Source organism: Streptomyces violascens (assembly GCF_014649955.1).
In the GTDB taxonomy this organism is placed as follows: domain Bacteria; phylum Actinomycetota; class Actinomycetes; order Streptomycetales; family Streptomycetaceae; genus Streptomyces; species Streptomyces violascens.
Genome location: NZ_BMUA01000008.1, coordinates 1 through 26,234 on the forward strand (window position 1 = coordinate 1; position 26,234 = coordinate 26,234).

At 67.6% G+C, this 26,234-nt stretch carries 20 protein-coding genes, 1 tRNA gene and 3 pseudogenes; 8 read left to right on the top strand and 16 right to left on the bottom strand.

The genetic code is table 11. From position 1 onward, the window contains the following. Positions 1 to 165 precede the first annotated feature (165 nt). From IE206_RS17815 to IE206_RS17830, 4 genes are all read left to right on the top strand, one after another. On the top strand, positions 166 to 477 hold the full coding sequence (locus IE206_RS17815) for a pore-forming ESAT-6 family protein (protein ID WP_189963151.1): 312 nt from the start codon (positions 166 to 168) through the stop codon (positions 475 to 477). Between the two features lie 82 nt (positions 478 to 559). Next, on the top strand, positions 560 to 952 hold the full coding sequence (locus IE206_RS17820) for a DUF6507 family protein (protein ID WP_189963152.1): 393 nt from the start codon (positions 560 to 562) through the stop codon (positions 950 to 952). After that, positions 945 to 3,572, top strand: a complete 2,628-nt coding sequence (locus IE206_RS17825) for a hypothetical protein (RefSeq protein ID WP_189963153.1) — start codon at positions 945 to 947, stop codon at positions 3,570 to 3,572. Before IE206_RS17820 ends, IE206_RS17825 begins: the two co-directional genes overlap by 8 nt. 26 nt (positions 3,573 to 3,598) lie before the next feature. After that, complete coding sequence (locus IE206_RS17830) at positions 3,599 to 4,459, top strand: immunity 49 family protein (protein ID WP_189963154.1); 861 nt, start codon at positions 3,599 to 3,601, stop codon at positions 4,457 to 4,459. 473 nt (positions 4,460 to 4,932) lie between these two features. Here IE206_RS17830 and IE206_RS17835 read toward each other — a convergent pair. From IE206_RS17835 to IE206_RS17895, 13 genes and pseudogenes are all read right to left on the bottom strand, one after another. Beyond that, positions 4,933 to 5,460: pseudogene (locus IE206_RS17835) on the bottom strand (IS3 family transposase); the annotation flags it as partial. 221 nt (positions 5,461 to 5,681) lie between these two features. Next, positions 5,682 to 5,849, bottom strand: a complete 168-nt coding sequence (locus tag IE206_RS17840; RefSeq protein WP_189963156.1) for a hypothetical protein — start codon at positions 5,847 to 5,849, stop codon at positions 5,682 to 5,684. Positions 5,850 to 5,935: 86 nt separating this feature from the next. Beyond that, the gene (locus tag IE206_RS17845; RefSeq protein ID WP_189963157.1) at positions 5,936 to 6,394 is read right to left on the bottom strand and encodes a hypothetical protein; all 459 of its coding nucleotides are present in this window, start codon (positions 6,392 to 6,394) and stop codon (positions 5,936 to 5,938) included. Positions 6,395 to 6,466: 72 nt separating this feature from the next. Beyond that, a pseudogene (locus tag IE206_RS17850) lies at positions 6,467 to 8,285 on the bottom strand (VWA domain-containing protein). Further along, a complete protein-coding gene (locus IE206_RS17855) occupies positions 8,237 to 8,485 on the bottom strand; it encodes a pyridoxal-dependent decarboxylase (protein ID WP_226600003.1) in 249 nt (82 codons plus the stop codon). The pseudogene IE206_RS17850 and the gene IE206_RS17855 overlap by 49 nt, the downstream one beginning before the upstream one ends. 62 nt (positions 8,486 to 8,547) lie before the next feature. Continuing rightward, entirely contained in the window at positions 8,548 to 8,934 is a 387-nt protein-coding gene (locus tag IE206_RS17860; protein ID WP_189963158.1) for a hypothetical protein, read from the bottom strand. 83 nt (positions 8,935 to 9,017) lie between these two features. After that, on the bottom strand, positions 9,018 to 9,458 hold the full coding sequence (locus IE206_RS17865; RefSeq protein WP_189963159.1) for a hypothetical protein: 441 nt from the start codon (positions 9,456 to 9,458) through the stop codon (positions 9,018 to 9,020). Then, positions 9,361 to 10,806, bottom strand: coding sequence for a golvesin C-terminal-like domain-containing protein (locus IE206_RS17870; RefSeq protein WP_189963160.1), 1,446 nt, complete (start codon positions 10,804 to 10,806; stop codon positions 9,361 to 9,363). The genes IE206_RS17865 and IE206_RS17870 overlap by 98 nt, the downstream gene beginning before the upstream one ends. A 471-nt stretch (positions 10,807 to 11,277) precedes the next feature. After that, positions 11,278 to 11,973, bottom strand: coding sequence for a hypothetical protein (locus IE206_RS17875; protein WP_189963161.1), 696 nt, complete (start codon positions 11,971 to 11,973; stop codon positions 11,278 to 11,280). Further along, the gene (locus IE206_RS17880) at positions 11,970 to 12,461 is read right to left on the bottom strand and encodes a hypothetical protein (protein WP_189963162.1); all 492 of its coding nucleotides are present in this window, start codon (positions 12,459 to 12,461) and stop codon (positions 11,970 to 11,972) included. The genes IE206_RS17875 and IE206_RS17880 overlap by 4 nt, the downstream gene beginning before the upstream one ends. Then, positions 12,458 to 14,854: a glycoside hydrolase domain-containing protein gene (locus IE206_RS17885; RefSeq protein WP_226599699.1), complete on the bottom strand. Its 2,397-nt coding sequence runs from the start codon at positions 14,852 to 14,854 to the stop codon at positions 12,458 to 12,460. Before IE206_RS17885 ends, IE206_RS17880 begins: the two co-directional genes overlap by 4 nt. Positions 14,855 to 14,905: 51 nt before the next feature. Next, a complete protein-coding gene (locus IE206_RS17890; RefSeq protein WP_189963163.1) occupies positions 14,906 to 15,106 on the bottom strand; it encodes an MbtH family protein in 201 nt (66 codons plus the stop codon). Positions 15,107 to 15,149: 43 nt separating this feature from the next. Then, positions 15,150 to 19,097, bottom strand: coding sequence for a non-ribosomal peptide synthetase (locus IE206_RS17895; protein ID WP_189963164.1), 3,948 nt, complete (start codon positions 19,095 to 19,097; stop codon positions 15,150 to 15,152). A gap of 265 nt (positions 19,098 to 19,362) precedes the next feature. On the opposite strand from IE206_RS17895, the gene IE206_RS17900 reads away from it, so the two are divergent. Together IE206_RS17900 and IE206_RS17905 are read left to right on the top strand one after the other, a co-directional pair. Then, positions 19,363 to 20,136 (top strand): AfsR/SARP family transcriptional regulator, encoded by a 774-nt coding sequence (locus IE206_RS17900; protein ID WP_226599700.1) that lies wholly within the window; start codon positions 19,363 to 19,365, stop codon positions 20,134 to 20,136. A 965-nt stretch (positions 20,137 to 21,101) separates the two neighbouring features. After that, positions 21,102 to 22,793 carry a recombinase family protein gene (locus IE206_RS17905; protein ID WP_226599701.1) on the top strand — a complete coding sequence of 564 codons (1,692 nt, stop codon included), beginning with the start codon at positions 21,102 to 21,104 and terminating at the stop codon, positions 22,791 to 22,793. Here IE206_RS17905 and IE206_RS17910 read toward each other — a convergent pair. Further along, positions 22,758 to 22,842, bottom strand: a tRNA-Leu gene (locus IE206_RS17910). The two genes, IE206_RS17905 and IE206_RS17910, sit on opposite strands and share 36 nt — an antisense overlap. Before the next feature lie 99 nt (positions 22,843 to 22,941). Next, positions 22,942 to 23,409, bottom strand: coding sequence for a hypothetical protein (locus tag IE206_RS17915; protein WP_189963167.1), 468 nt, complete (start codon positions 23,407 to 23,409; stop codon positions 22,942 to 22,944). A 165-nt stretch (positions 23,410 to 23,574) separates the two neighbouring features. Here IE206_RS17915 and IE206_RS17920 point away from each other — a divergent pair, with 165 nt between their 5' ends. Beyond that, positions 23,575 to 24,891, top strand: a complete 1,317-nt coding sequence (locus IE206_RS17920) for a DUF2254 domain-containing protein (protein ID WP_189963168.1) — start codon at positions 23,575 to 23,577, stop codon at positions 24,889 to 24,891. Positions 24,892 to 25,023: 132 nt separating this feature from the next. Here the strand turns inward: IE206_RS17920 and IE206_RS17925 are convergent. After that, a pseudogene (locus IE206_RS17925) lies at positions 25,024 to 26,064 on the bottom strand (aldehyde dehydrogenase family protein); the annotation flags it as partial. Between IE206_RS17925 and IE206_RS17930 the strand changes: the two are divergent. Then, positions 26,021 to 26,227, top strand: a complete 207-nt coding sequence (locus IE206_RS17930; protein WP_189963646.1) for a thiamine pyrophosphate-dependent enzyme — start codon at positions 26,021 to 26,023, stop codon at positions 26,225 to 26,227. The pseudogene IE206_RS17925 and the gene IE206_RS17930 overlap by 44 nt on opposite strands. Positions 26,228 to 26,234: the final 7 nt, after the last annotated feature.

A 26,234-nucleotide genomic window follows, 5' to 3' on the forward strand; every position in this document is an offset into this window, starting at 1 on the left:
TCAACGGGTCGCTCCAGGACATCCTGGGCGGCCAGTCCGGGATGGACACGGCGTTCGGTACGGGTGATCACGAGCAGGAGTCCAACGCCCACCAGAACATGTCGGCGGCCAATTTCGACGCGGCCCGCTTCGGCGGACGCCACTAACCACGGGGGAGACACAGTCATGGGTCAGAATCTGGACCGGCTCAGCTACGACACCGGCGCCTCCACCGAGGTCCAGGGCGGTCTCGCCGGGATCGTCGGGCACCTGGAGCGCGTGCTGACCGACCGCGACCGCGCCGTGAAGGCCGCCATGGCCGAGTTCACCGCCGACGGCGTCTCGGACGAGTACCACGGCAAGGAACTGCGCTGGAACAAGGCCGCCCACGAGGTCCGCGAGATCATCCGCCTCGTCCGCGGCACCCTGGAACTCAACGACGGCACCGCCCAGTCCACCCTCTCCAAGGCCAAAGCCGCCGTCGACGCCATCGGCTGAGACGACACAAGCGACGTCTGTACAGATAGGACGGGCCTTTCGGGGCGCGGGGGTTGGGACAACAGGGAGCGGGGAGTTTGCGGTGACCGGGTGGGATGTCAGTCCGTCGGGTGTGCAGGGTGCGCTCAAGAAGACGGCGGTGTCGGCGGAGGATTTGTCGACGGCGGGGACGAATCTGAGTGACACGTTGCCGCGGACGGCGACGGCGGCGGGCACGGTGGCGTCGGGGTATACGGGGCCGGCGCTGGCGACGGGTCCGGTGGCTGCGGCGCTGGGTGAGTTCATGCAGCACTGGCAGAAAGATCTTCGGTACGTCGTGGAGCGCACGGGCAAGTCCTTGACCGGGGCGGCCGAGGCGACCACCGAGTACGCCAAGGGTGATCTGGCGATGGCCGCGCAGGCGCAGCACGCGGCCGCGCAGGAGCCGATACCGGCTCCGCCGGGGTTCTCGGGCAGGCGGCCCGAAGGTGAGTGAGCCCGAAGCGATTGTGCCCTCGGGTATCCCGCAGTTCACCGGTGACTTGGACAGTCTCGACCGCGACACGGCGCTCCTGAGTACGGAGGCCGGGGCGTTTCGCGATTCCGGGGCGGGGATCCACTCCAACTTCCAGGGTGTGGCGGCGTTCTACAAGGCGCCGGAGGCGGACCAGTTGTTCGCCACGACCGCGCCGGTAGCTGCGAAGACGGCATCGTTCGCGGGGCAGTTGGAGAAGGTGTCCGGTGCTTTGAGCGCGTACAGCCAGGAGGTGCGGCCGCTGGCGAAGAAGCTCGAAGACCTCCAGCGCCAGGCGTTCGCGTTCACCGCGAGCATCGAGGGCGACGACCACTGGCGGCGGGATGAGAAGAAGCGGGACCGCAATGACGGCCTGAAGGACGAGGTCCAGGCCACGTTGCAGGCGTTCTACGAAGCGGAGATCGCCTGCCACAACAAGATCACCGCGCTGGTGGGCGGCAGCACCCTGGTCCTGGGCAAGCTCAGCGGCGGGCAGATGCTGCCCAAGGGCACCAGCGCCTACGGGGCCGGCGCCGACGACCTCAACCACCTGGACAACGCCCCCTGGGGCAACTATGCGGAGCCCGAGTACACGGGTTTGAGCTGGCTGTACCACCAGGGCAAGAGCTTTGTGTGGGACGGCTTCATCGTCGACGGGATCTGGGGCACCGTCAAAGGCATCGACATCCTGCTCGGCTGCAATGGGTCGGACGCGGCGGGCGAGGCTTGGAAGGGGCTGGCCAAGGTCGTCACGGGCTTGGCCATCGCGATCACCCCGGGCGCCGGTGCCGTCTTCACAGCCGCCCCGGACAGCATGATGCCCGCCTGGTTCCGCGACTCCCGCACCGCGCTCAAGGAGACCGGCAAGGCGCTGATCGCCTACGACGAGTGGGGCAAGAACCCGTCCCGCGCCGCGGGCGGGGTCACGTTCAACGTGCTGACGACCGTGTTCACCGGCGGTGCCGGCGCGGCGGCCAAAGGCGGCGCAGTCGCCAAGACGGTTTCGGTCCTGGGCAAGGTGGGACGCGTCGTCGACCCGATGACGTACGTCTTTGAAGCGGGCAAGTTCGGCGTCGTCAAGGTCGGTGACCTGTTTGCCACTCTCAAGACCCTCAACTCGGGCGCCTACAACGACATCCTGTCCGGCGCCGGACACCTCCAGCCCGACGGCACTTACGTCAAATTCAGCGACGGGGTGCCCGTAGTCAAGGGCGACGTGATCGAGTGGCCGAACGGTAGTCGCCTCGACCTCAAGGAAGGCACGGTCACCCTGGCGGACGGCACGAAGTCCGCAGCTCGCATCGAGCTCTCGGTTGCCGACCGGGCTGCGCTGGAGAACGCGCTTCCTCGCCACGAGCCAGCGATGGCTGGTGGCCGCCCCGGGGACAGCGCGGCGGACCTTGTCGGCGGTCACTCACGGTCTGCGCCGAACGGCACGGGCAGCCATGCTTCCAGCGGCGCTGTCCGTGCCCATGGCCAAGGCTCTTCCCTGGGCTCCGATACCTCGTCAGCATCACGAGGGCCAGTCGTGTCCCACGGGGGCGATGCTGGCCATACGAACGGCCCGGTCTCGCATGACAGTGGGCATGGCACTAACGACGCGGGCAGTGGTGTACCGGATGGAATTCATCACCCGGACGGGGCGCATGGGAACGAGCGGCCACACAGCGGTGACACGTCATCGGATGGAGCGCCGCGTGAGCTAACCGGGCCGGAAGTCAAGGCGATCCAGGATGAGTTGGTCCGGAAGGCCAACGAAGATTCGAGCTGGCTACACGCGCACTATTACGAGTACACCGAAGGGGTATTCTATCGAAAGGATAAAGACTTCCTGGTCGACGGAGCTCCGCTTCCCGTTCTGAAGACTCTGCCGGATGGCAGTTTTATCAGCAAGAGCGATATGCCCGTTGCCCCAGGCGCCATAAAGGTGGACAGGGAAATCTATGGCATAGACACCGCACCGAAGCATGCCCTGCCGGATCTTCATAAGATCACTGCGGATCGCAATGCGGCGCACGTTGTAGAGATGGCTCAAAGGGCGGTGCGAGACAGCAAGTCTCCGGCCAATCTTGCTGCCTTGGAGGATGCGCTCGCCGCTTTCAGGGAGCAGGTCAGTGACAACCCCCGCCCGCCAAATAGTAAAGTGGCCGAAGAGATGGGTGAGCTGGCGGCCCGCCTTCACATAATGCCGACGGTGTACCCTGATGCCATTCCGGTCAAGCTTATGGAGACGGGGAATGGAGCCAATAGACTCGACAGCTTGTACGAGTACATGCGTGGAAATGAAGTCCACTACGTCGTAGTTGAAGAGAAAGGCCCCGGGGCTGACCTCGGATGGCGCGAGGGGAAGGCAGACCCGCCCGACCTCAGCAACCCTAAAGCCGGAGATAATGGCGGCGCCGAAGGTCTCATGGTCGAGCAGGGGACTCGAAAGTACCTGCGCACCATATTTGGTAAAATGGTGCTTCGTGGGGAGGATGTTCTCGCTGGGAAACTCAGGACGGCACTGGAGGAAGGCCGACTTGAATACATCCAGGTAAAAGCAAATATGCCCAATGGTGACAACTATGCGGGCGCCACGAAATGGCGATTCGTCACGTAGTGCTCGGTCGAAACGCAGGAGATGCAATGGTGACAATCAGCCGCCACTCTCTGACCTCGGAGGATTCCCCTCGCGAGTTCATGGAGAGGCTTTCAAGCCTCGCACAGAACACGCTTGACCGGATTGAGACCTCGGATTTTGAGCGTTTCGATGTGCTGACTTTTAATCTGGCGGTTGCGAAGGCTCGCTGCGGCCTCGACCCCAAGGTCTCCGATTTTTGGACTTGGGAGGCCTGGGTCAAGGCGATGCAGCTCGGTTCGGCGCTGTTCTCTGCCGGTGTAGCTCCCCAGGGGGAGTCGGTACATTTCCGTGTCGGTAGGGAGGAGAAGACGCTGCCCGCTCTCGGTCCGCGCGACTACCTCACCGCAGAAAACTGGCTGGACGCCTTCTACCTGACGGCCATCTGCCGGGAGAGCGACCGGATGCGGCAGTTGGCTTCGATCCCCATGTCGTTCCTGCGCGCAGAGGGAGCCGACGTCGAGGAATACCTCTTCTTGTGGGTGGAGGCATTGCAAAGCGGCGTCCATAGGGATAGCGAGAAAATGTGGGATTCTCTGCTTGCCGCCGCTAGGAAAAGTGCGCCCGAAGGGCTTCCCGAGCCTGAACGCACAAAAGCTCTGGAGCTCTTCTCTCCGCTGGTTGAGATGTTCCGGTACCTTATGGAGCGGGATGCCGACGGGTTCAACTCTGCCCTGGAGAGGGCCCTCAACTGGCACAAGGCGTACTGGTCGGAGAACGATCCAGCGAGTGTCGACGGTCTCGTCGCTCTGGCTCCACTCGCGCTCGCCTGCATCGCTCACGACGCCGGCATGGACATTGAGGTCGAGTCGGAATATATGCCGCAAGGCCTGCTGATCCCGGAATGGGTCGGCGAGATGGATACCTAAAAGAGGCGCCGTGGCTGGCCCCTCAGTGCACACCCAGGCCTTGGCTCTGGCTGTGGCCTGTGCGTGAAGGGCGCATATCTGGTGCTAACGGCCCCTTGTAGAAACTGCCTGATCGGGCCGACAAACACGAAAATTAGGTGAACGCCTCCTCTCCGTGCCGTGGAGACGCCGCCTAACATGATCTTGCGTTGCAGGTGTCAATAGCACGCTGGCGCCGAGCAAGGAAGGGACGCCTGGCGGTGGCGCAGCGACCGCATCGAGGTCGAGTCCGAGTACACACCAAAACATCCTTTAGGGCGCACGTGGGGCTGCGAGTGCGACAGGTGCCCCGTCTCCCCCACTCAGGCAGGGCATGTAAGGGAATACGGCTACGGTGGCGTCCACCGCATCGGCCCGTATGCCACCAAGTTCGACAACCCTGAGGACATGCTCCGGGCCCCGAACGGGCCTTGACCCCTGATCCTGAACACAGGTTATGCGGCTTCGGCCAGCGTAGTTGATGTTGTTCGGAGTTCTTGTTCGTAGACGATGGGGCTGAGGTGTCCGAGGCGGGAGTGGCGCAGGACGGTGTTGTGGCGGTGCAGCCAGCGGAAGAGGTCCAGGCGAGCCTCGCGCTCGTTGTTCCAGGCTCGGCGGCCCTGGAGGGTCTCTCGTTTGCAGGTCGCGTTGAACGACTCGGCGAGGGCGTTGTCCGCGCTGGTGCCCACCGCGCTCATGCTCTGGGTCACGCCTGCTGACCTGCAAGCTTCGGCAAAGGCCCGGCTGCAGTACTGGGCTCCGTGATCGGTGTGCATCACCGCGCCGGCGAGGCTGCCGCGGGTCCGCTCGGCCGCTTTGAGGGCGTCGACGACGAGGTCGGCGCGCATGTGGTCGGCGATCGTCCACCCGGCCAGGCGCCGTGAGCACAGGTCGATCACGGTCGCGCGATAGCGGAACTTCCCACCGGTCAGCGGGAGATATGTGATGTCGCCGACGTACTTCGTGTTCACCCTGTCCGCGGTGCGGGTCCCTTCGCCGAGCCCCGCATGGTCAACGGCTTCCGGTTACGGGTGCGGCGTGGTGGGTCAGCGGCGGTCTTCACCAGAGCGAGCAGTTCGGGCCGAGGCAGGCGGCGGCCAAGTTCGTCCAGGCGGCGTGGAAGGTCGTCGTCGAAGGGCAGGCTGAGCACGTCAGGGGGTGGCCAGGTTGAGCAGGCAGGCGGCAGCTACATCGGTGACATGGCTCAGCGAAGGCGGTGTGGCACAAGCTCATCGGTCTCACTGAGTTCGACAAGGAGCCGAGCGAGTTGCTCGTGCAGCCCTGCTGCGGGCGGCTCGAGTGCGGCTGCAACGAGACGGGTATAGAGCCCGGCCAACAGCAGCTGGACTGCGTGGCTGTAGTGCTCGTCCATGGTTATCGCTCCTGATTCGAGTGCGACGTTGGGGATGGGCGCTTGGGCCGTCCGCCCGAAGGCGGGCGACCCAAGGTTGTTGTGGGTCAGGCGGTTTCGCCGAAGCGGCAGGCGTTGGTGTGGCCGGGGTCGTGGGCGAAGGTGTCGGGGATGGGGCTGTTGCCGTGCAGGGTGGGGCCGGTGGCGAGGTGGGTGCCGAGGTCGGCGAGGTGGCGGATCTCTGCGACGGGTACGGTGCCGGTGCATTCGGGGCAGGGGCCGAGGAGTTCGAACGGCTCGTCGTCGTAGACGGGGTGGCGGGCGAGGAAGACGAACTTTTCGGCGGTGTCGGGGCAGGTGGCCGTGGCCAGGACGGGCTCGCCGGGGGTGGTGCGCCGTCGCAGCCAGTCAGGGGTGGTGATCTGATCCAGGCCGAGGCCGAGGGCAGCGAGTCGGATGGCAGTGCGGGCGTGTTCTTCGCCCCGGTAGGGGCCGTGCTGGCTGATGGCGGTGTGGTGGCGGATGTACACGGCGGCGGCGTGAGCGCGCTCAGCTAGCGATGCCATGGGATTCGGTCTCCTTCACTCCAAGGGGTGTGCGGGGGTACCGCCCCAGCTGAGAGCCGGGGCGGCGTGGGATCACAGATGGTGGGTGGTGGCCAGGGCTGCGATGGCGGCCTGGCCGATCGCGGTGGCCGCGTGGGCGGGGTCGGCGAGTTCGATCAGGGTGACACCGGGCAGGGGGCGGGGGTCGGGGGCGAAGGCGAGCCACAGCACCGCGCACCCGTCCGCGCGCAGGGCGGTGATGCGCTGGCTTGCCTGGGCGGCTTCATCGGGGCGGTAGCCGTCCGAGGCGATCACCAGCAGGCGGCCCGCCCCTGGCCGGTTAAGGTCTAGCGCGCCAGTCAGGGCGTCGATCGATTCGGCAAGGCTGTGGCCCCCGCCGCTGGCGGCGAACTGGGTTACGCGCGCGGGTGTCCGGCCGGGTGTGGTTATGGCGGTAACCGACCGGTCGTAGGTCACGGTGGCGCTGCGCGAGTCGGGGTCGGTGAGCGCGGTGGCTTTGGCCATGATCCAGGCGGCCGAGGCAATGGGGGCTGCGGCGATGTCCATGGAGCCGGAGACATCCACCGCGATGCCCACGCGCAGCGGCGGAGTGGGGTGGGGCCGGTAGGTGGTGCGAGTCCATGGGGTGGCGGTCGGGGTTGCGCCTGCGGCGAGCTGTGCCTGCCGGACGAGGGCCTGACGCATGTTCAGGCGCCCGGGCGGAGCCGCCGACGCAGTCATGATGGGGGTGCGTTCGCGGTAGGCAGCGGACCGTAGCGCCCTCGCCAGTTGCCCGGCCGCAGCCTTCTCTGCCGGGGTGGGCGGCCGGGTTCCGGACACCGGGGAACGGCGGCGCCCCGGGGCCGTTTTGCCCGGGGTGTGCGGGCGGGCGCCCGGTGCGAAGACCTTCTCGGCCAGCCGTGTGGCCTGACGTTGCCGCGCTGCGCGGCTGGCCCTGGCCCCGGCCCGCGCCTCGCGGGCGGCATCTACCCGGGCCTGGGCTGCGGCCTGCGCCCCCTCGTTCGCTCGCACCCGGCCCAGGACCGCACCTGCGGCCGCGGCCAACTCGCCTGCGTGCGGCCCTGGTTGGGGGTCCGGGGTGGGCTCGGGGGCTACGGGGTTGGCGTTGAGTGCCTGGCACCAGGCCTCGGCGTGGTTGAGCATGGCCTGTCCGTCGGTGTCGCCGGTGATGTGGGCGGCGGTCCAGATGGCGGTGAGGGTGGCCAGGAGGTCGGGGCCGAGGATCTGGGTGACGCTGTCGTGGACGGGTTCGGTTTCGTCGGGGTCGAGGATTCCGGCGTCCCGGCGGGTGAGGATCAGAGCAGCCGCCGTGGCCGCCACCGGTCACTGACGCTCTGAGTGCAGTCGGCCAGGATCAGGGTGTGGGCGGCGCTGCGCAGGAAGCGGCGGTCGCCCGGGCGGCGGTTGAGGTGGGCGTGTTCGGCGCGGGATTCCTCCAGCAACTGGGCCGCCGCGTCCAGGGCTGTACCGCGCGCTGCTCGGGTGGGGTGGTCCAGCGGCTGTGGGCGGCGTGCGCGGCCTCGTGGGTGAAGGCGCCCCAGGCCACCGGGTAGTTGTCCTCGTTGCCGGGCTGGGAGGGGTCGATGGTGTGCGGTTGCCGGGTGGCGAAGAGCGCGGTGTGGATTTCCAGCCGGGCCAGGGCTGGGTAGAAGGCGGCGGGGGCGCCGGAGCGGGTGGTCTGTTCGCAGGTGACGAGGACGTCCTCGCGGTCGGCTAGTTCGGGCAGCCGGTCGGTCAGGGCGGCCGCGATCCGCAGCCAGTGTCCGACCTGCGGGCCGGGGGGCGCCTCGTAGATGGGGCCGCCGTCGTCCTCCCAGCGGGCGTGGGCCCATTCGGCCTCGGTCAGGGCGGGCGGGGCGTACTGGACGTGGGCCTGGGTGTGTGCGGGCATGGCGGATAGCCGGCCGCCACTTGGGTGGGCGTCGCGCAGCCGGCACCGTCCCGGACGATCAGTGCGCCGGTTCCGAAGGGAGGGAACAAGGCCTTGTACGGGTCCAGCGTGATCGAGTCGGCCAGCTCGATGCTCGTGAAGAGTGCACGGCCGTACACAGTGAGCCGGAAGGGCCCGCCGTATGCCGCATCGACGTGCAGCCATACGTCGTGGGCACGCGCGGCCTCTCGATCTGGGCGATCGGGTCGACGGAACCGGTGTACTAGGCCTTATCGGGATCGCGCACCTCCATCATGAGGCGAGCGGCCGCGACGAGGGCGCCGGGGCCGAAGAGGAGCAGGTACAGGGCGATCATGTCGAGCTGGGTGGCGCTGAAGCCGGTGATGAGGGCGGCTTCCGCCAGGAAGACCGCGGCGAGCCACACGCGGCGCGCGGTCCGTGCTGTGGGAGCGAAGGGCGGCAGGGCCGCCAGGGCGACTCCGAACGCGCTGATGGCGAAGAAGCCGATGAGCGGACCGAGCACCATCATGAGGGCGAGGCAGGACAGCGCCACGATGGCGATGGTGCCGCCCAGGCGTCTGCGGGGGCCCTCGGCCCCTACAGCTGTGACAAGGCCGGCGATGGCGGCCAGCGCGATAAAGCTCAGCATGTGCTCTTCTCCTGGGGAAGGGTGAAATCCATGGGTGCCGCCCGCCCGCCGGGCAAACGGGCGGGCGGCACCGTCACAGCAGGTCAGCTGCTGTGCTCAGGATCGCTCTTGAGGTTTTTGTCCAGGCAGAAGTGCGCCTTGGAAGGATTGGTTCCGGCGTCGGCCGGCGGCAGGGAAGTGATGCTCCAGGGGTTGCCGCTCTTACCGGTGGCAGGGCCGCACGAGCCGAACGGGTTCGCCCACAGGGGGAAGTTCTCATTCGGGTCGGGAGCGCGGCTGAACCGCTCGAAGTCGCCCTTGTTGACCGGCTCCTTCGAGTTGCTGGGACGGCCCTCCAGGTCCATGGCCCGACCATTGTGGTACAGGTACTGGTCCGGCATGTGGCTGAACCGCAGCAGCGGGCGGTTGTTCTTCTGGATGGAGCCGTCAGCGCAGGCCTTGAAGTTCAGCTCCTGCCAGATCGGGGGCGCCTGGGTGAAGATCGACCCGGTGATCGGCGAGAGCGCGCCACCGGTGTTGAACAACGCCTTGAACGTCTCGGTCGCGACCTTGACCATGGCGTGCGGGATCTTCTTGTTGTCGTAGACCCGCTTCTGCCAGTCGTCCATCGCCTTGGACGCGGACTTGGCGCCGAGCATCGGCCGGTAGCCGATCGAGCCGCCGGAGGTATAGAGCGCGGCGACACAGCTGTTGTCGTCGGTCAGGGCCGCTGCCTTTCCGGCGTACGCGTAGGCGCGGCCGGGGAGGACACCGGTCTTGTTGGGACGGGGCGGTGGTCTTCTGTCCGTTGTGCTCGTTGAGATCCTGGGTGGTGTAGGTGAGGTCCGGCGGGGCGATGCCGTAGTCCTTCTGGAGTGCGTCGAAGGTCTCCATCAGGTAGCGCGGCAGATGCGTATTGCCGGTACGGTGCTCGTAGTTGACGTTCTCGCTGCCTTCGATGATCTTTCCGTCATCTCCGGTGACGAACGAGACGGCCGCCTTGGAGCGGATCTTGTACGACTCGTCGTCGGTGTCGAAGTGCGAGGGCTTGGTGGCACTGTTGGGCCGGTCCTTGTAGCTGTTGGCGAAGCCGATCCAGCGGGCCAGGCTATTGCCGTCGGGGTGCTTGACGGGGTCCGTACCGGCCTCGGTGATCTGGTTCTTCCAGCGCTGCATGGCCTGCTTGGACGCCTTGCCCAGGCAGGTCGGGTCATTGGCCGCGCCGGTGCACTCCTTGACACCGGCCGCGCCCGAGGCGAGCCCGTTGCCCCAGTCGTAGACCTTCTGACGGGTCTCGAAGGGCGAGTCGACGATCCAGGAGCTCGCGGTGTCGCCGTCGATGTTCTGGTTCTCGTCGAAGAGGGCGACCGCCTCGACGTTGTGCTCGGCGAACTTGCCCTTGATCGGGGCGACTGCGACGGCGTCGTAGGCGATGTCCTGGTCGCCGGTGCCGTCCGGGGTGATGCTGGAGAGCGTCACCTTCGGATTGCCCTCGAAGAGGAAGGCACCGAGCGAGACCCAGCGGTTCTTGCCGCTACCGCCCTGGTTCTTTTGGTCGATGATCCGGGTGCGCTTGCCCTTGGCCGTCTCGATCTCGTACTTGGCGAACTTGGTGTGTGCGCCGTGGTCGGGCAGATGGACCAGGACCTTGGCCGGGCCGGAGACCTTCTGGGAGAAGTTCCAGGTGCCGGTGACCTTCATCCGCTGGCCCTGGGCGTCGTCCTTACGGGTGTGGGTGAACCAGAAGTGGCTGCCGTAGCCCGCACCCAGTTGCTGGAAGTCGATCTTCGCGGAGTCGGAGGCGAAGCCCAGGCGGAAGGTTCCGCTGTTCTTCTTGGGCTGCGAGCAGCCCGGTCGGGCGATCGGGGTCCCGTCCGCGACGTCATCGACCACCAGGGCGTTGCCGGGCAGTCCGTCGGTGGTGCAGTTGGGCGGATAGGCGGTGCCGTCCGCCTCCTCCTTGTACGTGTCGTTGAAGCGGAACTCTGCGACAAGACACTCCTCGCAGTGCCGGGGACCTCTTCACGGGAAACCCGCTGACTGCGCTCTCTCATGCGCATGCTGCCGTGCCGGGAACTCGCACCAGCTCATCCTTCAGGCCACTCTGGGCCCTCTGCCCGGTGCGCGCCCCCGCGGAGAGCCCCGGGAAGCCGCCAGGTCTGTACGGCGACTATCGGGCATCTCGCCCGTTCAGGAATCTGCTCGCCTGCGGAATCGGTCTCGCAGGCCCTGGCGAGCCCATCGCCGACCGCTCACGGTCCGGTGGGCATGCATGCCGACGGGGTCGGCCGGGTTGCGGGCCGACCCCGTCGGCGTTGCCCGCACGGGGGTTGTGCGCGCAGTTACGGTGGTTGGGTAGGCGGGTCAGGCCGCCTGGGTTCGGGCGAGGGCGTCGGCGTCACGGCGGCGCTGGGGGGTGAAGGGGTCGATCGCACCCGCGCCGGCGCCGGGGGTGGTGTCCCAGGAGCGGATTTTCGCGGCGACCCGGGGCAGCTTCTTGTCGCCCGGCTTCACGTCGATCTGGAAGTGCGACTCCTTGGGAAGCTTTTCGTCGCCTCCCCAGCGCACGATGCCTTCGCAGTCCGCGAGGATGTCGCGGATCACCTGGATCTCCTGCGGGAAGAATCCGTCCTTGGCGCCGAGCGGGTAGGCCCCGGGGCGGATCGTGAGGGCCGTGCCGGAGAGCAGGTTGCTCTCGTACGCCGCGGCAACGGCGCGGTCGGTGGTGTGGCCGCTGATGTCCTCGGTCCGCAGCTCCGAGTCGAGCTCGTAGAAGAACCTGCGGGCCACATACAGCAGCACGGTCGCCGAGTCGCCACCGCGCAGCGAGACCGTGATCGGCGAGCCCTCGACCTTGTGGGGCGCGATGCCGTCGTGGTCGGTGACCGGCCAGCCGTTGGCCGAGGTGTCTTTGGACCAGGTCGAGGTCGCTTCGGAGGGCTGCGGCCGGTCGCCCGCATACGCGGTGCTGGGCAGGCCGGTGACCGCGAGGGCGCCGCCGACCAGACCGAGGCCGCCGGTGAGTATGCCGCGTCGGCTCGGGGTCTTGAACTTGCTCACTTCAACTGCTCGCCTTCTTCGGGGTGTTGGTTGGGGTTTTCCGGGCGCCCGCGCACCAGACGGCAGACGGCCAGGACAAGGCCGATGGCCATTCCGGCGAGGGCCGCGAAGATCACCACGTTCAGCCAGAGCGGTACCAGGTCGATATGAGTGCCATCACTCCAGCGGCACTCCCGGGACAGCGGGAACAACTGCTCCACGACGGTTGGTTCACCAGCGGGGCCCTCGTCCCGCATCGGGTTGCCCAGGGCCCGTACGCATGCCCCTGCGGTCCCGTTGGTGCCGAACCCGATCCACAGCCCCGGCACGTAGGCCGCGACCGCGACGCATACCGAGAGCACGGTCAGTTCCACCCCGGGGCGCGCTCCCCGGGGGGACAGCCAGACGCGGCGGGTGGCCAGGAGGTGCACCAGCTTGGCGCCGAGGAGGAAGACCGCCGGGAGTACCGCCACGTTCGCGACGATGAAGAGCGTGTCGGAGCTGATCACTTGGCGACCTTACGGGGATCGCCGTGGCGCATGGTGTAGGCGGCGCGCCGGCCTCCCTCGGCACCGACATGCGCCTGGAGCCGGTCCGCGAAGCCCAGCAGGAAGGCCTCCAGCTTGCTGTAGGCGAGCGCCCCGGGGGCGATGGTCGGGAAGCCGCCCGTGGAGTTGATCAGGTAGGTGATGCCCGCGATGATCACGCTGTCGTCCTGCTGGGCCAGCATGTTGTAGGCGACGTCGACGACGCCCTTGTTCGAGCCGTGGAAGCGCTCGCTGTAGTAGCGCTTGAACCGGGTCAGGTTTCCGCCGTTCACATAGTGGCCGCGGAAGGCGTCCACTATGTTCTTGCCGTCCTTGACGGCCTTGGCGATGAGATAGCCGTCAGCGTCCTCGATCAGGTCGCTGTAGCCGAAGGACGTCAGGACGTCGGGCTTGGCCAGACGGGCTTTGCAGTAGGCGCGGCCGTCGGGGTGCTTGTCGCTGTCCCGGCGCCACTCGCCGTAGAACGTCATCAAGTCGCCGCCCCAACCGCCCACGTCACCGCGGTTGGTGAGGTTGCCGCCCGGCTGGGCGATCCGGTAGTGGCCGCACATGGTCGCGAAAAGGTGCTCGGCGCCCAGCTCGGTGCCGGTGAAGCTGTCGATGAATAGCCCGCGCAGCTCCACCTTCTTGGAGCGTACGTAGTCGATGAAGCCCTGGTCGGCCGCGCCGAGAAGGGTCCGCCACGTGGTGTCGTTGTACTTCTTGTGTCGGATGAAGTCCATGACGAGAAGGTTGGGGTCGCCCTTGCCGTAGGCCTTGGCCAGTCCGTACAGGTTCTCGATGTAGGAGATGAAGCCGTCGGTGGGGGTGCCGCGGTCGTTGACCGAGTCGACGCCGAAGTCGGCGTCCTCCCGGTGCACCACACGGTCGAGGTCGAAGACGTCGCTGCCGTTCTCGAAGCGGAACTCTTTGATCTGGTTGAAGGCCCAGGCCTTCGGCAGCGGAAAGCCCAGGTTTCCGGAGAAGCCCCACGACATCCCCGAGACGAACGCCCAGCGCACATACGCCTCGCTGGTGACCCTGCCGCACACGTTCCGCGAGCCGTACACACCGGGTACGTAGTGCCCGCCCTGGGAGGCCAGCGCCGAACGCACACCGTAGAAGTAGGGAAGGATATTGCTGGTGATCTCCTCGTCCGTCGCGTCGTAGTCGACGGCGAAGTAGATCGTCGTGCCGCGGTTGAACCCGTAGTGCTTGGCACGCTCGTGCGCCTTCAGTCCGTGCTGGTAGCCGGAGCCGTAGGAGAAGTCGCCGAGCTTGCGGGCCCCGTACTGGAAGATCGGGAAGCAGCGCAGGCCGGCGGCGAAGATGTCCTTGAGCTCACCCGGCTTGATCGGCTTGTCGAGCGTGCCGCCCGGCTCCTCGTCCAGATAGCGGCCCACGCACTCGTACCCGGCCTTCTTCAGGGCCGCCGCACGGGACTTGGTGATGGTGAACCGGGTGTCGCAGGCCGTCGCCCCGCGATCCGGGTCGCCCATGGAGACGAGCAGCTGCGCCCACGTCTGGTAGTCGGCGTTGCCGGTCTTGAGCAGCGCGGAGAACTCCTGGAAGGCCCGGATGTAGGAGGCGAGTCCGGCATTGTACGAACTCGTGAAGGACGCCTCGCGCTTGGCGTCCTCGCCCGAGGTGGTGGTGTACCAGGCAGGGCCGTTGAATACGGCCGCCGCGGAGAGCAGCTGGACGAAGACGCCCGAGTCCCCCTGCATCAAGGGGTGCTGCTTCAGGCCGGCCTGGGTGGCTGGCCCGAAGTTGCCGGTGGCGTTGGCCTCGCCTACGCCGATCTCGTACTGGATGGCCTTCATCAGGGCTTTCTGCACGTCCCGGGAGAAGATCCCGTCGCAGGGGACGAGGTAGTAGGTGCCGTTGCCCCAGTACTTCTTGTTGAGCCACTGCTGGATGCCGCGGACCTTCTCCGTGCCGCCGGGGACGACGATGTACGCGTCCATGGTCAGCAGGCCCTTGACGACCTTGGGGGGAACGGCGCTGGTCTGCACGGGCAGCCCCATGTCCGCCTGCATTTTTCCGGACGCCTGCTGGGTGGGGATGCTGAAGGCGCCGTCGATGTCTCCGGCGTGGTAGCCCTTGCAGAAGAACGCCGACTGGACGATCTTGATGATGTTCTTGTTGCTCTCGGAGGTCTTGATGCCGCCGCGCTTCATGACCAGGCCGAGCGTGTTCGGGCCGAAGCTGTCGGACAGCGTGTCGAGGCCCAGTTCGATCTGGAGGGCGCGGGTGAGCGAGAACATCGTGGACCATCCGGTGCGTCCGTTCTCGGGGCACGCGTTGTAGCCGGAGCGGCCCTTGTATGTCGAGTTGACCCACTTCTGGGCCTTGAGCACCATCGCGTCAGCCATGACCGATGCCTTTCGGGAGTGTTGTGCGGGAAAGGAGGAACGAACCGGGGGCTAGGCCGCCGTGGCCGGACGGGGTCCGGGACAGCCGTCGCCGATGTGGTCCAGGCAGGCCTGACGGCCGGCCGGGCCATGCTCGACGGTCCAGCCAGCCGGTATGTCGGCGAAGGACGGCCACAGCGAGTGGTGGTCTTCGCCGTCGAACAGGACGTAGTAGCTGCCTTCGGCGTCGTCGAAGGGATTGATACGCGCCATGGAGAGGGGGCCTTTCAGCGGTGGTGCGGGCGTGGACGGCCGGTCAGCGAACCAGGGCAGCCGGGCGGTCCAGGAGGCGGTCGCAGAGGATCCGGGCCAGCTCGGGCGCCTGGTGCTTGACGAAGTAGTGGCCCGCGCCCGGGATGACGGACAGCTCCACTTGGGAGGTGAAGTGCTTCCAGTCCAGATGGCCGCTCTCATAGCCGACGGTGGCCGTGTCCGCGTCACCGATCACGACGTGGAACGGTGTCTGCAGCTGGGAGCCCCACTGGGTGCGGGCTTTGGTCTGGAAGCTTGCACCCTGCTGCATGTCGTGGCGTACGACGGCGAGCACGGTGCGCAGATCGGCGTCGTCGAGCGCGCCTTCGAAGCCGCCGAGCGAGCCGAGGAAGGCATGCAGCGAGTCGTCGGAACGAGTGTGGGCCGAGTCCAGGAGCGCCTGCGGGTCCGGGTCGGGGAAGGCGGCACCGGCGAAGACCGCCCTCGGCATCCTTCCCCGACGCTCCAACTCCCGTGCTACCAGAGCCGTCAGGGTGGATCCGGCGCAGTGTCCGTACAGGGCGAACGGCCCCCGCACCGACGTGGCGATCTCCTCGACGATGCGCTCGGCCGCCTCCTCCCAGGTCAACAGCTTCTCATCGGGTACGGACGGATCGTGTCCGGGCAGTGCGGCTGCCCACAATTCCAGCTCCGCGGGCAGATGGTCGGCGAGCGGCTGGTACGCCGTGGCGGCACCACCGCCGTAGGGGATGCAGACCAGGCAGAGCGCGGGGGCCACGCCGCGATCGGGCGTCAGGCGGTGCAGGACGGGCCGCTCTCCGCCGACCGCGCCGAGGTCGCGCAGCCGCTCGGCGAGCGCGCGGGGCGTCGGGCTCTTGAAGACATCGACGACCGACAAACCCCGGCCGATGCGCCGGGCGATCCTGACCGCCTTGAACGAATCACCGCCCAGGTCGAAGAAATTGTCGTCGATGCCGACCCCGGGCACTGCGAGAAATTCACCGAACGCAGCGACGACGCCCCGCTCCTCGACATCGCGCGGGGCCATGAGGAGGCTCGTGCGCTCCGGCGAGGGGGCAGGCAGCGCCCTGTGGTCCAGCTTTCCGTTGGCCGTCAGCGGGAGTGCGTCCAACGACACGAAGGCCGTGGGCACCATGTGGGCGGGCAGCCGCTCGGCGAGCGCCGCGCGTAGCCGCCCCGCATCCACCGCCTCGCCGGGTTTCGGGACTGCATAGCCCGTCAGCGCGGCATCACCGGCGGCGTCCTCGCGGACCACGACCCGGGCGTCACGCACCCCGTCGAGGTCCCTCAACTCGGCCTCGATCTCGCCCAGTTCGATACGGAAGCCGCGGATCTTCACCTGCTCGTCCGCGCGCCCCAGATATTCGAGCCGCCCCTCCGCCGTCCAGCGGGCCAGGTCGCCTGAGCGGTACATGCGCGAGCCCGCGGCCCCATAAGGGGCGGCGACGAACCGCTCAGCGGTCAGGCCCGGCCGGTTCAGATAGCCCCGGGCCACCTGTTCCCCCGCCACGTACATCTCACCGGTCACACCTACTGGAACCGGCTGGAGGCCGCTGTCCAGGACGTACACCCGCAGGCCCGGCAGACTGGTGCCGATCAGGCTGCCCGGCTCCCCGGCTGCCGTCGACGCGTCCAGCGCGCCATGGCTGACGTGGACCGTGGTCTCGGTGATGCCGTACATGTTCACCAGGACCGGCGCGTCGTCGGGATGGCGTGCGTACCACTCGGCGAGCCGGTCGAGATCGAGCGCCTCACCGCCGAACACCACGTAGCGCAGCGACAGCCGATCGCCGATCTCGGGGCGGTCCTGGTCTGCCCGCATCAACTGGTAGAAGGCGGAGGGCGTTTGACTGAGAACGGTCACGCCTTCGTCCGCCAGCAGGGCAAGAAAGTCCTCCGGTGACCGGCTGGTCGCGTAGGGAACCATCACCAGGCGCCCTCCGTGCAGCAGCGGGCCCCACAGTTCCCACACCGAGAAGTCGAAGGCGTACGAGTGGAACATGGTCCACACGTCGTCGGCGTGGAAACCGAACAGCGGGCGCGTGGAGGCCAACAAGGCGACGACGTTGCGGTGCGGCACCACGACGCCTTTGGGGCGGCCGGTGGAACCCGAGGTATAGATGACGTACGCCGGGTGCATGGCGGACAGCGGGGCGATGCGCTCGCCGTCCTGAAGGCCGGCATCGGACAGCGCATCCAGTTCCTCGCCGAGCCGGTGGTCGTCAAGAAGGACCGTGGGCACCCCGGAGACCGGGAGCCTTGCGCCGAGCTCGCTCGTGGTCACGAGCAGTTCGGGATCCGCGTCCCTGAGGATGTAGGCAATGCGACCGAGGGGATAGTCAGGATCGACCGGAACATATGCGGCACCCGACTTGATCACAGCCAGTACGGCCACGATCAGCTCGGCCGAACGCGGAAGCGCCACCGCCACGAACCGGTCGGGGCCGGCATCACGCGCGATCAGGTGGCGCGCCAGCCTGTTCACGCGTGCGTCGAGTTCACCGTACGTCAGCGAGGTGCCGTCCGAGGTGACGGCAACGGACTCGGGAGAGCGCCGGGCCTGCTCCTCGAAGCACATGGCCAGCGTGTGGTCCGGCACCGGCTCGGCCGGGTGGCAGTCGCCGCTCCACTCTCCGAGGAGGCGGGCACGTTCGGTGCTGTCCAGCATGTTGATCCGGCCCACCGGTCGGGTGGGATCGGCGACTGCCCGGCGCAGGAACCTTGCGAAATGCTCTCCGTGACGGTGGAGTTCGTCGGTGCGGTAGACGGCGGGGTTGGCGTCGATGTGCAGCCGCAGCCCGTCCGCGATCTCGTAGACCGCAAACATCAGGTCGTCGACCGGGCCGAGGGCGAGGTTGCGGAGCTCGGCCCGGTGTCCGCCGAACGACAGGTCGTAGTCGAAGCGAAGGACATTGACCTGCGGGCCGAACACGCGCCCGCCGTCCTCCAGCCTCCCGAGGTCGCGACGGAGGTCCTCGTATCGGTAGCGCTGGTGGCGCAGGACCTGCCCAGCCTCCTCGGCGACCTGCCGCACGAGATCGGCGAACCCGCGGTGAGGGCGGACCGACAGGCGCAGCGGGATAATGTTGGAAGCCATCCCCGGGGTCGCTCGCACGGTGGCCGCGCGGCGGCTCGGCACCGGCAATCCCAAGACGATGTCGTCGGCTCCAGTCATGCGGTGCACATAGGCGGCGACGACCGCGATGACTGCACGAGGCCAGTCGGTCCCCAAGGAATGCGCCAGTTCACGCAGCGCGTCGCGCTCGGCGGCGGGCACCTCGAAGGTCTCTCGCAGCAGCTCGTGCGCGACGGGGGCGACGCGCTCGCTCAGGGCGGGCACGTCCAGGAGGCCGGACATCCGCTCCAGCCAGAACGCCCGATCGGCGGCTCGATCGGGGGAGTCGCGGTAGTGACGGTCTTCGTCCACCAGCTCTTGGAGCCGCCCGAAGGGGCACGCGGGGACGGGCTCACCGGCGGCGAGCGCGGTGTAGACGGCGGCGGCCCGCTGCGCCACCAGCGAGGTGCTCAGTCCGTCGAAGACGAGGTGGTGCCAACGCTGGTACCACAGATGCAGGTCGTCGCCGAGAACAAGGATGGCCTGAGTGAACAGCGGACCGTCCGTCACATCCAGGGGCAGGCCCAGGTCCGCGCGCATCCACTCCTCGGCGGCGGCCCGCGGATCATCCGCACCCCGCAGATCGACCGTCGGGACGGGTACACAGTCGGCGGACCTCATCCTCTGCACGGGGCCGTCGCCGTCATCGCCACACCGTACGTGCACCGCCTCGGCCTCCGAGACCGCCCGCCGGACCGCTTCACCGAGCAGGGCGCGATCGATGCCTCCCTGGATCTCCAGGCAGTCTGCTAGGGCATAGACGGGGTTGCCCTGGGCGAATTCCTGTGCGTACCAGATGCCCGACTGTGCGGCGGTCAGGGGTAGTTCGTTGCCCGAAGTGCTGGTTGTTCCCATACGGATGAGCTTGCTCCAGCCCGCTCTCCACCCACTCTCGACGCGGTCTCCTCCCCCGAGATCCTCCATCACCTGCGAAAGGTAGTTACGTAGTACGTTTTACCTACGAAACATAGGAAATTGCACCGCAGTACACCGGAAGCTATTCTTCCGGCACAGGTAAAGAGACAGTCAAGAGATGTTGGCTGCGTATCGGTGGATCGGGGGGATCTCCATGAACAGGCATGCACCAAGCCATCAAGGGACGGACCATATACAGCTCTCCGTGCTGGGGCCCGTGACGGCGACCGTGGAACAACGGACCGCCGCGATCTCGGGGGCGCGGCAGCGCAAGACCCTGGCCTCCTTGGCGCTGTCCCTGGGGCAGGTCGTACCGGTCGACCAGCTCGTCCGTGACGTATGGGGTGAGAAGCCGCCGCGCACGGCCTCCGCGCAGCTGCAGACAAGCATCTGGATGGTGCGCCGCTCGCTGGCCGAGGCCGGTTCTGCGCCGCACGCCATGGTCTCCTACGCCTCCGGATACCAACTGGACCGCGCCTCCTGCGTGCTGGACGTCGACGAGTTCCGCTGCATGGTCCGCAACGCCAAGAAGGCCCACCAGGCGGACCGCCCTGCGGAGGCCTTGCACTCCTTGAACGAGGCGCTCATCCTCTGGCGCGGCCCGGCGCTCGCCGACGTCGACAGTTCCCCGCTGCGAGCCAGGGCGACCCGGCTGGAGGAGGAACGGCTTGCAGCCCTGGAACAACGGATCGCGCTGGAAATCGAGTTGTGCCACTTCGAGCAGGCGATCGGAGAACTCCTTGACCTGGTCGCCCAACACCCCTTCCGAGAAGGCTTCTACGCCAACCTGATGCTGGCGCTGTACTGGACCGGCAGGCAGTCGGAGGCGCTGGCCGTCTTCCGGGACGCGCGCACCACCCTGGCCACCGAGCTCGGCATTACCCCCGGGCCACGGCTGCGCGCGATGGAACAGGCCGTCCTCTGCCAGGACGGCGACACGCTGCGCGCGGCCATGGCGGGCGCGGGCATGGCGCACTGACGCCCAGCCGACGGCTCCCGTCCGACACAACTCGGCCAAGAAGTTGGTGGAGTTGCTGGCATCGGCCGGTTGCAGAAACGCGAAAGCGAAGGTCAGTGAGCCCCCGCCAGGCAGCCGCGAAGGGACGTCGTCGTGCGCCCAAAGGTGGGGCAGGGCGCCGATCGCCGTGCCTTGACCTCAGCAGCCGTTGCTCCCACGTAGGGGCTATTGAGATGATCCCGCAGGCGTTGCACAGCCATGTCGCTTGGCCGACTCTGCGGCAAAGGTGTTCAGAGCCTTGCGAACCACTGCGCTGTCGTTGGATACGGAGGTGAGCGCTTCGATGGTGTACAGCGCCTCACCCGTGCGGCAGGCCGCGAGAAGCGCTCATCCACCCAAGCACGGTCCTCCGCACCGCACCCGACTCCATCACATCCCCGTCCCCCATCACGCATCATCACCGGCTTCCAATGCTCTGCAGCCGGGAACCGACCCGGGCCGAAATCCGCTGACGGGCCGCCACCCAGCTTCGTGGCGCATTTCATGGTCCAAATTCTCCTTAGAGGGCAGCCATGCCCGTCTCTTGGAGATCACCGTGGACCAACCGATGCGCGCCTGCACTCCGAGACAGACCGGTCGGCAAGAAGAACCTGCAGAGCAGTGCTGCGATTGTCAGCCTGCTGCAGGGAAACACGCCGATGTCGCGTCCGGCTTCAAATCGGACGGGTCCAGGCTCCGCTGTCTGGCCACCGGTCAGGCAGGCCAGGTCGAAGTGGTACTCCCGCACGAGCCTCCCGCTCTCATGCCCGCGGCGGCGGCCGCACTCCTGCGCATTCTCGTGTCTGCGTACGAACACAGATCTCAAAGGGCCCCGCGCCTGCCCTGAGTCGCGCCTTGGTTCCAGCGGCCCCGAACTGGACCTTCTCGTCGACCAGAGGTACCACGGACGACCACCGGCCGCATCACTATCCCTGCGGGAGTACCACGTGACCCGATTCGCTTTCGCCGGACGCTGCTCTACCGAAGACCTCCAAGACCCCGAAGCCTCAAAGAACTGGCAACTCCTCCGCGCCAAAGGACTGATCGAACCAGTCGGCGGACAGATCGTGGCCGAGTACTTCGACTCCGGCCACTCACGCGCCCTGCCATGGAAGCGCCGGCCCCAAGCCGCCGCCCTCCTCCAGGACCTGCGCAACCCCCAGCGCGGCTTCGACGCCGTCGTCATCGGCGAGCCCCAGCGCACCTTCTACGGCAACCAGTTCGGAAACACCTTCCCCCTTTTCGTCCACTTCCACGTCCCCCTGTGGGTCCCCGAAGTCGGCGGGCCGATCGACCCCGACAACGAAGCCCACGAACTCGTCATGTCCGTCTTCGGCGGCATGAGCAAGGGTGAGCGCAACCGCATCAAGATCCGGGTGCGCACCGCCATGGCTGCCCAAGCCCAGCTCGAAGGCCGCTACCTTGGCGGACGCCCGCCCTACGGCTACACGCTGGAAGACGCGGGCCCGCATCCCAACCCGGCCAAAGCCGCCGACGGCAAACGGCTGCACCGACTCGTGCCCGACCACCCCGTGGCCGCGCCCGTCGTGCAGCGGATCTTCGCCGAGTACCTGCATGGCAGTGGATACCGGGCCATCGCCATCGGGCTCACCCACGACGGCATCCCCTCCTGCCCCTCCGCCCACGACCGGGCCCGCAACCCCCACCGTGCCGGCCTCGCCTGGTCCAATAGCGCCGTCGCCGCGATCCTCGCCAACCCCCGCTACACGGGCCATCAGGTATGGAACAAGCAGCGCAAGGACGAAGTGCTGCTCGACATCGACGACATCACCCTCGGCCACCGCACCAAACAGTCTTGGAACAAGCCCGACCAGTGGATCTGGTCCGCGCAACCGGTCCATGACCCCCTCGTCAGCCTGGACGACTTCAAGGCCGCCCAAGCCCAGCGCACCTCACGCCACGAGCGGCGCGACCACCCGCGGCCGCCGCGGACCACCACGCACCCCTACGTGCTGCGCGGGCGCATGCGCTGTTCAATCTGCCACCGCACCATGCAGGGCAGCTTTAACAACGGCCACCCCCACTACCGCTGTCGCTACACCACCGAATACGCCCGCACCACGGCCCTCGACCACCCGCCCACCATCTACGTCCGCGAGGACGCCGTACTCCCCCGGCTCGACGAATGGATCGCCCAGTCCTTCGCCCCTGCCCGGCTCGACCGGACCCTCCACGAGCTCCAGCGCAGCCAGGAAACCACCCTCACCACCGCACCCGCACTCGAAGTCGCCCGCATCACCATCGCCGACTGCGACCGCCGCATCGCCCACTACCGTGCAGCCCTCGACCGCGGCACTGACCCCGAACTCATCAGCGGCTGGATCACCCAGACCCAAGCCGAGAAAGCAGCCGCGCAACGCCAGCTCACCGAAACCGACCAGGCAGAGCGCACCGTGCTCACCGAGACCCAGATCCAGAATCTGATCGAACAACTCGGCGGCATCCACGCCGCCCTCGCAGCCGCCGCCCCCGAGGACAAACAGGAGCTCTACCTAGCCCTCGGTCTCGGGCTGACCTACTATGCAAAAGAGCGGATCGTGACCGTTGAGTCACAACCCGCTCTTCTATGTGCACATACTCTGTGTCCGAGGGGGGACTTGAACCCCCACGCCCGATAAAGGGCACTAGCACCTCAAGCTAGCGCGTCTGCCATTCCGCCACCCGGACTAGGTGTTGTCTTCGCGGTGTGTTCCCCGCGGCGACATAGAGAACTCTACCAGGGGTTTGAGGTGCTGTTCACCCGCATATTGCGTGGTCAGGCGAGCGTCAGGCCTTGTTCGCCTGGATCCAGTCGTCGTTCGCCTGCCAGGCGTACAGAGTGTTGCCCTCCATGTACGCGTAGTACAGGCCGCAGCGGGCCACCGCGCGCTGCTCGGCGTGCTGGGGGAACCAGGCCGACTTCATCGCCGGCGGTTTCGGGGCGGTGCCCGGCTTGTGCGGCGTGCACGCGGGCGGGAGGGTCGCCGACGGGAGGGTGGCCTTCAGGAGGCGGTCTCCGCCGGTCGTCTTCATCGCGTACTCGATGCGCTTCGCCTCGTCGGGGAGCCAGCGGGGTACGGAGACGCGGTCGCCCTTCGCCTCCTTGCCGGAGCTGTACGAGGCGGCCTCGTCGTGGCGGTTCTGGTACCAGTCCTTCGCGGCCGGCACCGCCACGACCGCGGCGAAGCCGAGGGCCACCGCCACCGAGAGGACGGTGAGGACGACGGTCCTGCTCCTGCTGCGGCCAGCGGACATGGCGTGCTCCCTTGGTCGGTTCGGATGCGTGCGCTTTCGTTGTCTTCCATTCTTCTGGCGCGGATGTACGGATTCGTACTCCGTGAGGACCAATGTGTGTACGACTGTGGGACCACACGGCGGCGTGGCGGCATCAGCACTGCGGCGCACGCCTAGCCTCGCCGGGTGAGCAAAGGCAAAGAATACCGGCGGCCGCGTGCGCTCTCGCCGTTGCGGGAGCACCTGCGGGACACCTTCTGGTTCGCGCCGACCGCGGCCATGGTGCTGGTCTTCGTGCTGTGGGTCGGGGCGAGCGAGGCCGACTCGGCCATCGTCCGGGTGCTCCAGGACCAGCAGGAGTTCGATGCGGTCGACGACCTCATCCGGATCGTCAACGACACCAAGCCCGTGATCAACACGGTGAGCTCGGCGATGATGACGTTCATCGGTGTCGTGTTCAGCATCTCGCTCGTGGCCGTGCAGATGGCGAGCGGGCAGTTCACGCCGCGGGTGGTCAGGATCTTCGTACGATCTCGGATCACCAAGCTGACCTTCGCCGTCTTCCTGGCCACGTTTACGCTGTCGCTGCTCGTCCTCACCTCCTTCGAGAGCGAGACCGACCCGCGCCTTGTGACCACCGTTCCCTTTGTGCAGAGCGTCCTCACACTGCTTCTGGTCGCGCTGAGCCTCTTCCTCTTCATCGCGTACGTGAACTCCACGCTGCGGCTCATGCGGGTGGGGCATGTCGTCGACCGGATCACCGGTGAGACCCTGCGGGTTGTGGACAGGATGCCTCGTGGGGATCTCGGCGGGACCGGCCTTGCTCCGGAGAGCGGGCGGGTCGGGTACAGCGGGGAGGCCGGCGTGCTGCGGGATGTCAATATCGCCCGGCTGGTGCGGGCAGCTCAGCGGCAGGGGGTCGTGCTGCGGCTCATTCCCCGGATCGGGGACTTCGTGGTGCCCGGTACTCCGCTGCTTTCGGTACACGGGAGCGATCAGGGCAAGGCGCCTTCGCGGGGCGCGCTGCGCTACACCGTTTCCGTGGGGGTGGAGCGTACGTTCCACCAGGACCTCGGGTTCGGGCTTCGGCAGCTGTCCGACATCGCCCTGCGAGCTCTTTCCCCGGCCGTCAACGACCCGACCACCGCCGTCCAGTGCCTCGACCGGATCGTGCAGCTGCTCACCGCGCTGGCGCACCGGCCGCTCGGGGCCGTGGGGCACCCGGACGGGAAGGGTGAGGTCCGGCTCGTCCAGGACGTGCCCGACTGGGCCGATCTCGTCGACCTCGGCTTCGCCGAGATCCGGCTCTGCGCGGTCGGAAACCCGCAGGTCACCCGCCGGATCATGGCGGGGCTCGACGATCTGCTCGGGCTCGTTCCCGAACCGCGCCGCGAGCCGCTGCTCCGGCACCGGGAACGCCTCGCCCAGGCCGTCGAACTCACGGTGCCGGAAGCCGCCGAGCGTACGTTCGCGTTGGAGCCGGACCGGCAGGGCATCGGGTGACACTGCCGTGCCAGTCCGGAGTGGTCGGCCCGGTCGCTACAGGATCAGCCCGGGCGATCGGGCCGGTCGTGACGGGATCAGCCCGGGCGATCGGGCCGGTCGTGACGGGAGCAGCCCGGGCGATCGGCCCGGTTACGGGATCAGTTGATACGCCGGGAAGTTGCCCGGGGCGCGCTCTCCCGCCGGGCCCTCCGTCACGGCGCGGACCAGGAGTTCGCCGCCCACGAACGCCCCGTGCCACGAGGCGCCGAAGCCGCCGAACAGCTCCTCGCGGTCGCCGCGCGAGCGGGGTTTGCCCCGGCCCACCTTGAACGCCCTTATGTGCGGGGCGAGTCGGTCGTACGTGTCCGGGTCGTCCGTCGACAGGGTGGCGACCAGCGCTCCGTTGGAGGCGTTCATCGCGGCGAGCAGCTCCGCCTCCGTGTCGACCAGGACGATCGTGTCGACCGGGCCGAACGGCTCCGCGTGGAAGAGGGGCGAGGACGGCGGCGGGTTCAGGAGGGTGACCGGGGGGAGGTAGGCGCTGGTGTCCTGGCCGGGCAGGAAGCGGCCGTCGGCCAGGGTCGCGCGATGCAGCGGGACCGCACCGCGGTCGATCGCCTCGACCACCTGGTCGCCGAGCTCCTTGGCCTTGGCCGCGTTGATGAGCGGGCCGAAGTCCAACGCGGGCAGGGCGTCTTCGGGGTGCTCCACGGCCAAGGGGTGGCCGGTGCGCACGGAGCGTACGGCCGGCAGGTAGGCGGCCAGGAACTGGTCGAACAGGGTGCGCTGGACGACGAACCGGGGTTAGGCGGTGCAGCGCTGCTTGCCGTAGTCGAAGAGTTTGGGGATGACGCAGGAGAGCGCGTCCCAGTCGGTGAAGTTCCAGACTCCCCAGGTGTTGAGGCCCTCCTGTTCCAGGATGTGCCGCTTGCCGAGGTCGGCGACGGCCGTGGCGATACGGGCGCCGGTGTCGCGGCCACCCACGAAGGACACGCAGCCGATTTCCGGGGAGCGGACGAGGGCCTCGGAGAGTTCGCCTCCGCTGCCGCTGACCAGCGTGATCGGGATTCCCTCGCGTACGGCGAGGGCGGCGGCCAGGGTGAGACAGGCGACGCCGCCGTCGGTCGGGGTCTTCGCGATCACCGCGTTGCCCGCGAGGGCCTGGACCAGCATCGCGTGGACCAGGACGTTCGCGCAGCTCCTCGGCGGCTACGGCGAGGAGGTCCGCGACCCCGCCGACATCGCGCCCGCGCTGCGACGCGCCCGCGAGTCGGGCAAGCTGTCGCTGATCAACGTGTGGGTCGCCCCGGATGCGTACGCCCCCGGAACCGTGAACCAGACCATGTACAAGTAGAGGAGCC